This is a genomic window from Sphingobacterium sp. UBA7253 (assembly GCF_002472745.1).
Taxonomy (GTDB): Bacteria; Bacteroidota; Bacteroidia; order Sphingobacteriales; family Sphingobacteriaceae; genus Sphingobacterium; species Sphingobacterium siyangense.
The window spans coordinates 1,293-3,891 of the sequence record NZ_DKSP01000116.1 but is presented as its reverse complement, the minus strand read 5'-3'; the positions used below and the strand labels follow the sequence as shown (position 1 = coordinate 3,891).

General features: G+C 36.6%; 3 protein-coding genes. All 3 read right to left on the bottom strand.

What is annotated here, in order from left to right:
• A partial coding sequence (locus B2X72_RS11410) for an SDR family NAD(P)-dependent oxidoreductase (RefSeq protein ID WP_286849653.1) occupies positions 1-369 on the bottom strand: 369 nt, incomplete at its 3' end.
• Between the two features lie 227 nt (positions 370-596).
• A complete protein-coding gene (locus B2X72_RS11405) occupies positions 597-1,196 on the bottom strand; it encodes an NAD(P)H-dependent oxidoreductase (protein WP_075993120.1) in 600 nt (199 codons plus the stop codon).
• A gap of 77 nt (positions 1,197-1,273) precedes the next feature.
• Positions 1,274-2,095 carry a helix-turn-helix domain-containing protein gene (locus B2X72_RS11400; protein ID WP_145327134.1) on the bottom strand — a complete coding sequence of 274 codons (822 nt, stop codon included), beginning with the start codon at positions 2,093-2,095 and terminating at the stop codon, positions 1,274-1,276.
• Between the last annotated feature and the right edge of the window lie 504 nt (positions 2,096-2,599).

The window sequence follows — 2,599 nt, the reverse complement described above, 5'->3', positions numbered from 1 at the left end:
CAAAGGGACCCACATAATACCTGCATTGTTAATGAGTAAATGTAAAGGTCTTCCTGAAGCGACAAAATTTTCTGCGAAAACATCAATAGAGGCGGGAGACATTAGATCCATTGCTGCAATTTCAATATTGGATATTCCTTCCAGATTTTTCTTTGCTTTGTCGATATCACGTGCAGCGACAATTACGGTAGCTCCGGCTGCGGCGAGTATTCTTGTGGTTTCCAGTCCAATCCCTGTGTTGCCGCCTGTTACGATAGCTGTTTTGCCGGTAAGATCGATGTTTTGAATCACATCATTAGCCGTTGATTTTACATTGAAGCCCGAACCTATAGGTTGTTGTTGAGCTCCCTGATAATTATTCTTTTCCATTTTGGATACATTTAATTGTTATTACTGAGACAAAATTAGGACGGATCAATGTGTTCTGTTTTGTTCAAAAGGCCTAATTAACTTTGTTCAAAAGGGCAGGGGATCTTGATCAGGATATAAGCAGAAAAAAGGCAGGATCTTCAAAATTCTGCCTTCTATTTCGATGTTTTGGGCAAGTGTTACATTACTCCCAAGCCATGAATCCTCATAAGCAAAATACATCAGTTTTAATGATTAGAAAGTTGAGGATCCATAATCGTATATACATTACTGATTGTAGCAAGCCACATTTCAACGACTTCAGGAGTGGCCCGGTCAGCTTTATCAAAAAAGAGATGCTCTTTGATCTGAAAACCGCAGTACGTATAGATACCTTTATCAGATGTCAGTAATAATGCTTTATCCATACCGATAGCGGTATATTCTTCGTGGGATTTTCCGTGGGTATTGAGAATTATAGCCTGTTTTCCGGCTAATAATCCTTTTTGTATTCCCTGATCATAACGATAGGCAAACCCGTAGCTGAATACCCTGTCGATATACCCTTTCATAATGGCCGGCATGCCGGTCCACCAAATCGGATAGATAAAGGTGACCACATCTGCCCAGGAAATATACTCCTGTTCTTGTCTGATAAGTTCATTAACGTAGCCTTTTCGTTGTCCGTCCATATCTTCCAATGATAATACAGGGTCAAATCCCAGTTGATACAGGTCTCTGGTAATTACTTTATGCTTCTGTTGTTGCAGAACGTTTTCAATAGATTGTTTAAACTGAGCATTCAGACTTTCCTGATTGGGATGGGCGTAAATAATAAGATGTTTCATACCGTTACTTTTAATTGATTGAACAGTACAAAAGTAAAATAGGGAACACCTCAAAAATTGTAAGAAAACGAAACGGGTTATTCATTAGCCCGGCAAATATCCTGCTGGAATTTTAGGTAATTCTTAGGCGAAAGATTAATGAAATGTTTAAAGTCGTGAATAAGCTGGCTTTGATCATAATAACCACATTGATCGATGATTTCAAACCAGTTGACTTTTTCTTTAGAAAAATCTGTCTGCTGAATCAATTCAATGGCTTTAACAAAACGATGGTATCGATTCACTTCCTTTGCACTGAAGCCAAAGTGCCTTTTATGGATCAATTGGATGTTTCTTTCACTTTGTCTAGCTTCTTCAGCAATGGATTTGATGGAGTTCATCGTATCCGATCTGAAATTAGCCAATAGCGTAGAGGTGGCATTCTGCTGATTAAGATAGGGTTTGCAGAAATTAAGAATATGGTCTACCTTTTCTTCTGTGGCGGAAATACTATCTAATTGAAACCATAAACGGGTAAAACAATTTTCTTCCATAGCTTCATCTGGGTGAACAGGCAAATGATCAGATAGAAATGCTTTGCCAAAAAAACGATAAAATGCATCAGCCTTGAAATTAGCAACTAGGATAATGGAATCGGGGGGAAGGCTGTATTCAAATGCTGATTTAATAGGTCCCAAAACGATACATTTGTCAACTTCAATTTTTGTTTTTTGCTTGGAAACCAAAAATGCCTGAACTCCGAAATTAAAAACCATAATGGTTTGAAAAGAAGGGAGAAGGGTTTTGGTTATGGTATGTTCAGACTTATTTTCAGCATAATAGAAATGAGAGAACACTGTTTCAAACTCTTTAGGAGCAGAAATTCTGAAACTACGATATGTTTCTTCCTTTGGTTTCATTTATAACTACCAATATAAGAAAAATCTATGTTTTTGATCCTCATAGTTTGGATTATTTAAAAGCTCTTTATTCCTTTATAACCCGCCCAGTATTTTTCCTACCACAGGGAGACAAAGCCGGAAACTCCACTTTTGACTATCTGAACAGTGCATTCTTATTTGTCCTTCACAGCGGCTTAATAATGATAAAAATCGACAAAAAATTGAGACAGAAAGGCTACTAAAATTTTTGCTTTTAATGTATTTTTCTATAATTGTAAAACTTTAAACGATATCTCAAAATATTTGAGAAAACATCAGATAACCAATGAAGATTTTAAAGCAAGCTGTTCCATTTTGTTACTTTCGCACATCAAAGTTTTTGTCTGCCACGTGGAAGGTCAATTAATCAAAAATACGTTAATTATGAAAAGGATGCACTTTATTTTAGTCATGCTAATATCCACAGCGGTTATTTTTCATGCGAAGGCTCAAACAAATAATAACAACAACAACAACAACAAC

What these genes read in the sequence shown, in the direction of transcription:
- B2X72_RS11400 (WP_145327134.1), bottom strand. Translation starts at nt 2,095, where the DNA reads ATGAAACCAAAGGAAGAAACATATCGTAGTTTCAGAATTTCTGCTCCT.
- B2X72_RS11405 (WP_075993120.1), bottom strand. Translation starts at nt 1,196, where the DNA reads ATGAAACATCTTATTATTTACGCCCATCCCAATCAGGAAAGTCTGAAT.